The following is a 7347-nucleotide window of genomic DNA, read 5'->3' on the forward strand; positions in this document are numbered from 1 at the left end:
GCGGCCCGACAAACTGCCCCGGCAGGTTGACGAAGCACAGGCCCACCAGCGCACTCGGGATCCAGGCCCCCAGGCCGCGCCAGTTCCAGCCATGGCTGAACCAGTAGCGCCCGCCGGTTTCGCCGCGAGTGAACACTTGCAGGTCATCCGGGCAGTAGTAACCCCGGCGCACGATCAGGCCGATGATCATCATCACCATCCACGGCGTGGTGCAGGTGATGATCAGCACGGCGAAGGTCGACACGCTCTGCACCAGGTTGGCGGCGAAACGTCCGATAAAGATGAAGGCAATCGACATCACCCCGATCAGCAGCGTCGCCTTGACCCGGGACAGCAGGCGCGGGAATACGCTGGACATGTCCAGGCCGGTGCCATACAGCGAGGTGGTGCCGGTGGACATGCCGCCGATCACCGCGATCAGGCACACCGGCAGGAAGAACCAGCTCGGTGCCACCGCCAGCAGGCCGCCGACATAGTTGTTGGCCGCGATGTAGTCCGGTGCCTTGACTGCCACGATGGTCGCGGTGGCCAAGCCGAACAGGAACGGGATCAGGGTGGCGATCTGCGCGAACACCACCGCCAGCATGATCCGCATCTTCGAGGTTTCCCGCGGGATGTAGCGCGACCAGTCGCCGAGGAACGCGCCGAAGGAAATCGGGTTGCTCATGGCCACCAGTGCTGCACCGATAAACGCCGCCCAGAAGCCGGTCTGGCCGAGGGCAACGGTGCCGGCGAAGTGGCTGTCGAAGGCCGGCGCGAAGGCGAAGATCCCCAGCAGGAACAGCAGGCTCGCCGCCCACACTGCGATGCGGTTGACCCACAGCATGAAGCGAAAGCCGTAGATGCACACCGTCAGTACCAGAATGGCGAACACGCCGTAGGCCAGGCCCAGGGTCAGGTCGGTTTCCGGCAAGCCCACCAGACGTTTCGCACCGCCCACCAGTGCATCGCCTGAACTCCACACCGACAGTGAAAAGAACGCGATAGCGGTCAGCAGCGACAGGAACGAGCCGACAATCCGCCCGTGCACACCAAAATGCGCACCGGAAGACACGGCGTTGTTGGTGCCATTGATCGGACCGAACAGACCCATGGGGGCGAGGATCACCGCACCCACCAGCACGCCCAGCACAATCGCCCAGACGCCGGCCTGGAACGACAAGCCAAACAGCACCGGAAAGCTCCCCAGCACCGCGGTGGCGAAGGTGTTGGCACCGCCGAAAATCAGGCGAAACAAATCCTTCGGCCCGGCGGTACGTTCGTGGTCCGGGATCTGTTCGACGCCGTTGGTTTCTATGTTGCGAATACTGTTTTCGTTGTTTTTATTATTCATGATCTGCTCCGATCACATTGGCTAATGGGGCGGCAGCCCTTCCGGCATAGCGGACAAATGTTCGTGACAGGCCAGCCACAGGCCTTCTTTTTGTTGTGTGCGATCCCCTTGCCGCTTGAAGACAATGGTCTCGCGTTCCTGGCTAAAGAATTGCTCCCCGTTCATGCGCAGCTCGGTGGCCACGTCATGCACAAATACCGCGACGTCACCGTGCAGGCTGACGAAAGCGTTGCTTGAGGTGCAGGACAGCACCTCAAATCCCTCGTCCCGGCGCCAGCTGTCCCACAACACCTGGTAGGCATCGCGACTCAGCAGCGGCTGGGGGAGGGTGTAGAACACGAAGCTGGCGTCGGCACTGAACGCACCGAAGTAGGCGTCGCGATCATTGCGGGCGAAGGCCGACACCAGGTCGGCCGCGGCTTTTAATACCTCGGCCTGGGCGCTCATCAGCGGTGCGCCACGCCCGGCAATACGCAGAGCATTTCGTACAGCAGGTTGGCGCCCAGCAGCGAGGTGTTGCCGGTGGTGTCGTACGGCGGCGAAACTTCTACCAGGTCGCAACCAATCAGATCCAGGCCTTGGCAGCCGCGGATGATTTCAATCGCCTGGATCGTGGTCAAGCCACCGATTTCCGGGGTGCCGGTGCCGGGCGCCCAGGCTGGGTCGATGCCGTCGATATCGAAGCTCAGGTACACCGGGCCACCGCCGACTTTCTCGCGCACTTCAGCCATCAGGGGCGCCAGCGAGTGATGCCAGCATTCTTCGGCCTGGACCACACGGAAGCCCTGTTTGCGGCTCCAGTTGAAGTCTTCGGCGGTGTAGCCCTGGGCGCGCAGGCCGATTTGCACCACGCGGTCGCAATCCAGCAAGCCTTCTTCCACCGCGCGCCGGAAGGTGGTGCCGTGGGCGATTTTCTCGCCGAACATGTGGTCGTTGACGTCGGCGTGGGCATCGATGTGCACCAGCCCGACCTTGCCGTGTTTCTTGTGGATCGCCCGCAGGATCGGCAGGGTGATGGTGTGGTCACCGCCCAGGGTCATCGGGATCACATTGTGTTCGAGGATCTCGTCGTAGGCTTCTTCGATGATGCGCACGGCGTCCAGCAGGTTGAAGGTGTTGATCGCCACGTCGCCGATGTCGGCAACCGACAGCGAGTCAAACGGCGCGGCGCCGGTGGCCATGTTGTAAGGGCGGATCATCACCGATTCGGCGCGAATTTCCCGCGGCCCGAAACGGGTGCCGGCACGCAGGGAGGTGCCGATGTCCAGGGGCACGCCGACGAAGGCGGCATCCAGGCCCTTGGCCGATTGCAGATGGGGAAGACGCATCATGGTGGCGATGCCGGCGAAGCGCGGCATTTCGTTGCCGCCCAGTGGTTGGTGGAAAATCTTGTCCACGGGATTGCCTCATCGTTTTGTTTATTAGAAGCCGATTCTGCGAAATGCATGGGAAGGGAAGAATCGGCAGGGGCAAATACTTAGTTCAGATTTTTCTAAACTAATGCCTGAGGTAAACTCGGTTCAAATGTGGGAGCGGGCTTGCTCGCGAATACGGTGTGTCAGTCACGGAGGGTTCGATTGATCCACCGCATTCGCGAGCAAGCCCGCTCCCACAGGTTTTATGTTTGCCTCTGGAGAGCCCATGGCCAACGCCTTGCCCGACCTGAAACTCCTGCGCATCTTCGTCAGCGTCGTGCGGCACCAGGGTTTCGCCAATGCCCAGCACGAACTCAACCTGTCGACCTCGGCCATCAGCACTTACATGAGCCAGCTGGAAGCCGCGTTGGGCCTGGTGCTGTGCCATCGCGGGCGGGGCGGGTTCAGCCTCACCAGCAAGGGCGAGTTGTTTCATCAGGAAACCCTGCGCCTGCTGGGCGAGCTGGAAGGCTTCGAGCAATACGCCGCCGCGCTCAAAGGCGAACTGCGCGGCACCCTGAAACTCGGCGTACTCGACTCCACCGTCAGCGACAAGGCCTTGCCGTTTGCCGAAGTGATCGGCGCCTACAGTCAGGAGCACCCGGCGGTGCATTTGCACCTGTCGGTGATGAGTCCTTACGAGTTGCAACTCGGCGTCCAGGATAATCGCCTGGACCTGGCCATCGGTGCGTTTTCCAACCGGATGAGCGGGCTGATCTATATGCCGCTGTACCGCGAACAGCACTGGCTGTATTGCAGCACCCGTCACCCATTGTTCAACGAGCGGCGCATTCCCGAACAAGTCATCACCCAGCAACGCATGGTCGGTCGTGGTTACTGGAGCCAGGCCGAACTGGCGCGTCACGGCTTCAAGCACAGCGCCGCCACGGTGGAAAGTATGGAGGCGCAAATGATCCTGGTGCTGTCCGGCGCCTACATCGGCTACCTCCCGGAGCACTACGCCCAGGCCTGGGCCGACAAAGGGGATTTGCGGGTACTGCTGCCGGCAACCTTTGGTTACCAGGCGCCGTTCTCGATGATCATGCGCCGGGGCCGCAGCCGCGAACCCCTGATCCAGACCTTCCGCGATTTACTCAAAGCCCAGCTCAACCAGGCCTGAAAACCCATGTCCAGACCCCAATGCTCCCGCTGCCTGCGGCCCACCACTCACTGCCTGTGCGCGCTGATTCCCCGGCTGGATAGCCGAACCCGGGTGTTGCTGTTGCAGCACCCAAGTGAGGTCAATCACGCCTTGAATACCGCGCGGTTGGCGGCGCTGGGCTTGGTGAATGCGCAGCTGGTGGTGGGGGAGGTGTTTGAGGATTTGCAGGCGTTGTTGAATCCGCCGGGTTATCAGGCGCGTCTGTTGTTTCCGGACGAAAATGCCCAACCCTTGCAGGCCTACACGCCATCCGACGAACCGTTGCTGTTGGTGGTGCCGGACGGTACCTGGCGCAAGGCGCGCAAGTTGCTGCACCTCAATCCTTTATTGGCGGCGCTGCCTCGGGTGACGCTGGCGGAAGGCGCCGTGTCCCGTTATCGGCTGCGCAAGGCACCGGGGCCCGGGGCGTTGTCGACGGTGGAGGCCATCGTGCAGGCGTTGCAGGTGCTTGAAGCGCCCACCTCATTTGAGCCGCTGCTGAAACCGTTCGAGGCATTGATCGAAGGACAGATTGCCGCGATGGGCGATGAAGTGTTCCAGAGAAACCACGGCCCCGCCTGACTTATTCCATTAAGCGATAAGCACCACACTTTGCGTGATATGGCCCGCCAGCCTTTCCCGGTATGATGGTCGCCCCCGCAGTCTGGATTGCGAATACGCCATGACCTTGCAGTACCCCACCATCGCCGATTGCGTCGGCAACACCCCGCTGGTCCGCTTGCAGCGCCTGCCGGGCAACACCAGCAATACCTTGTTGCTCAAGCTCGAAGGGAACAACCCGGCCGGCTCGGTCAAGGACCGCCCGGCGTTGTCGATGATCACCCGCGCCGAGTTGCGTGGGCAGATCAAGCCCGGCGACACCCTGATCGAAGCCACCTCCGGTAACACCGGGATTGCCCTGGCCATGGCCGCGGCGATCAAGGGCTACAAGATGGTCCTGATCATGCCCGACAACGGCAGCGCCGAGCGCAAGGCGGCGATGACCGCCTACGGCGCCGAGTTGATCCTGGTCACCCAGGAAGAAGGCATGGAAGGTGCCCGCGACCTCGCCGAGCGTATGGCTGCCGAAGGCCGTGGCCTGGTGCTGGACCAGTTCGCCAACGGCGACAACCCCGAGGCGCACTACACCACCACTGGCCCGGAAATCTGGCGCCAGACCCAGGGCACCATCACTCACTTCGTGAGTTCGATGGGCACCACCGGCACTATCATGGGCAACTCGCGCTACCTCAAGGAGCAGAATCCCGAGATCCAGATCGTCGGCCTGCAACCGATGGAAGGCGCAGCGATCCCGGGGATCCGTCGTTGGCCCGAAGAGTACTTGCCGAAGATCTACAACGCGGCTCGCGTCGATCGCATCATCGACATGGCCCAGCGTGAAGCCGAAGACACCACCCGCCGCCTGGCCCGTGAAGAAGGGATCTTCTGCGGCGTGTCGTCCGGTGGCGCGGTGGCCGGGATGTTGCGCTTGTCCCAGGAGTTGGAAAACGCGGTGATCGTCGCGATCATCTGTGACCGTGGCGACCGTTACCTGTCGACCGGCATTTTCGACGCGCCCAACTGATGGCCAAGCACGAGAGAGGCCTGCGCTTCCAACCGACGGGCGGCAGCCGGGCCCCACAGATTCCCGTAGGCAAGAAGCAGCGCCTGACCATCGAGCGCCTGGCCAACGACGGCCGTGGCATTGTGTTCTTTGAAGGCCGCACCTGGTTTGTCGTGGGTGCGCTGGCCGGTGAAGAGGTGGAAGCGCGGGTGTTGGGCGCCCACGGCAAAGTGGTCGAGGCGCGCACCGAGCGCGTATTTACCGCCAGCGAACTGCGCCGCCCGGCACCCTGTGTCCACGCCGGCCGCTGTGGCGGTTGCAGCCTGCAACACTTGCCCCATGACGAACAACTCGCCCTGAAACAGCGCATGCTCGCCGAGCAATTATCCCGTGTGGCCGGTGTCGAACCCCAGGAGTGGGCCGCGCCTTTGAGTGGGCCGGAATTCGGCTATCGTCGCCGCGCCCGCGTGGCCGTGCGCTGGGATGCCAAGGCGAAGAAACTTGAAGTCGGCTTTCGTGCCGTGGCCAGCCAGGACATCGTCGCCATCGACGATTGCCCGGTGCTGGTACAGGCCTTGCAACCGATCATGCAGCGTTTGCCCAACATGCTGCGGCGCTTGAGCAAGCCTCAGGCATTGGGGCATGTGGAATTATTCAGTGGTTCGTCGATTGCCGTGTTGTTGCGACACATGGCGCCCTTGTCCGAAGCGGACCTGACGATCCTGCAGGAATTTTGCACGTTCCATGAAGCCCAACTGTGGCTGCATGGCGAGGGCCAGCCGCAACCGGTCGAACCAGACCAGGCCTTGGGCTATCGTCTGGAACCGTGGGATTTGCAGTTGGCGTACCGCCCGGGAGACTTTGTGCAGGTCAACGCCGGGGTCAACCAGGCGATGGTCGCCCAGGCGCTGGATTGGCTGGCGCCGAAGCCCGACGAGCGGGTGCTGGATTTGTTTTGTGGCTTGGGCAACTTCGCCTTGCCGCTGGCCCGCCAAGTGCGGGAAGTGGTGGCGGTGGAAGGGGTGCAGGCCATGGTGGACCGGGCGGCACAGAATGCCGTCAGCAATAATTTGCATAATGTTCAGTTTTTTCAGGCCGATTTGTCCCAGCCTTTGACCGACGCGGAATGGGCCAAACAGGGCTTTTCTGCGGTACTCTTGGACCCACCCCGCGATGGTGCCCTGGAGGTTGTGCGCAAGCTCGCTACCCTGGGGGCTGATCGCCTGGTGTATGTGTCCTGCAATCCGGCAACGCTGGCGCGGGACACGGTCGAGTTGGTCAAGCAAGGCTACCGGCTAAAACGTGCCGGGATCCTCGACATGTTTCCCCAGACGGCCCATGTCGAGGCCATGGCGTTATTTGAAGCGGGCTAGGATGCCCGTTTAATCCGACTGGCCTGCATCTCCTGGGCCTGTGACCTGCCAGGGAGCGTGCACAAGCTTTTTTTGTAAAGCAGGTCAGCGATGATTTTGACGCACTAAAAGGTGCGTCGTAGGGAAGGTAAGCAAGATGGTACAGGTGAGAGCACACCAGCCGATCAACACCGACGGCAGTATCAATCTCGAGGCATGGCTGGATCATGCCATCAGTGTCGACCCGGCACTGGACCGTGAAGCCTTGAAAGCAGCCTGCGAGTTCGCTCGTGAGTCTGAACAGCAAGACAATGCGGCGAAGAACCTGTGGGCCGAAGGCACTTCAAGCTTTCGCACCGGGTTGGAAATCGCCGAGATCCTCGCCGATCTCAAGCTCGATCAGGATTCGCTGATCGCGGCGGTGCTGTATCGCGGCGTGCGCGAAGGGCACATTCAGCTGCCCACCATCAGCCAGCGTTTCGGCACCGTGGTGGCCAAGCTGATCGACGGCGTGCTGCGCATGGCGGCGATCAGTGCCAGCC

At 62.2% G+C, this 7347-nt stretch carries 8 protein-coding genes; 5 read left to right on the plus strand and 3 right to left on the minus strand.

All coding sequences use genetic code 11. The features are described 5' to 3' along the window. From HX846_RS28340 to speB, 3 genes are all read right to left on the minus strand, one after another. A partial coding sequence (locus HX846_RS28340) for a cytosine permease (protein WP_178966560.1) occupies positions 1-1333 on the minus strand: 1333 nt, incomplete at its 3' end. A 21-nt stretch (positions 1334-1354) separates the two neighbouring features. Beyond that, positions 1355-1780: a nuclear transport factor 2 family protein gene (locus tag HX846_RS28345; protein ID WP_003210732.1), complete on the minus strand. Its 426-nt coding sequence runs from the start codon at positions 1778-1780 to the stop codon at positions 1355-1357. Beyond that, positions 1780-2730, minus strand: coding sequence for an agmatinase (gene speB / locus HX846_RS28350; RefSeq protein ID WP_003210733.1), 951 nt, complete (start codon positions 2728-2730; stop codon positions 1780-1782). The genes HX846_RS28345 and speB overlap by 1 nt, the downstream gene beginning before the upstream one ends. A gap of 244 nt (positions 2731-2974) precedes the next feature. Here speB and HX846_RS28355 point away from each other — a divergent pair, with 244 nt between their 5' ends. From HX846_RS28355 to HX846_RS28375, 5 genes are all read left to right on the plus strand, one after another. After that, positions 2975-3868: a LysR family transcriptional regulator gene (locus HX846_RS28355; RefSeq protein WP_178966561.1), complete on the plus strand. Its 894-nt coding sequence runs from the start codon at positions 2975-2977 to the stop codon at positions 3866-3868. A 6-nt stretch (positions 3869-3874) separates the two neighbouring features. Next, a complete protein-coding gene (locus tag HX846_RS28360; protein ID WP_003210735.1) occupies positions 3875-4471 on the plus strand; it encodes a tRNA-uridine aminocarboxypropyltransferase in 597 nt (198 codons plus the stop codon). Positions 4472-4571: 100 nt separating this feature from the next. After that, entirely contained in the window at positions 4572-5474 is a 903-nt protein-coding gene (cysM, locus tag HX846_RS28365) for a cysteine synthase CysM (RefSeq protein WP_003210736.1), read from the plus strand. Continuing rightward, positions 5474-6826, plus strand: coding sequence for a 23S rRNA (uracil(1939)-C(5))-methyltransferase RlmD (gene rlmD, locus HX846_RS28370; protein ID WP_008438175.1), 1353 nt, complete (start codon positions 5474-5476; stop codon positions 6824-6826). The genes cysM and rlmD overlap by 1 nt, the downstream gene beginning before the upstream one ends. Before the next feature lie 136 nt (positions 6827-6962). Then, positions 6963-7347, plus strand: a 385-nt coding sequence (locus tag HX846_RS28375; protein WP_178966562.1) for an HD domain-containing protein, incomplete at its 3' end; no start/stop codon positions are given.

This window comes from Pseudomonas sp. K5002, from assembly GCF_013386655.1.
In the GTDB taxonomy this organism is placed as follows: Bacteria; Pseudomonadota; Gammaproteobacteria; order Pseudomonadales; family Pseudomonadaceae; genus Aquipseudomonas.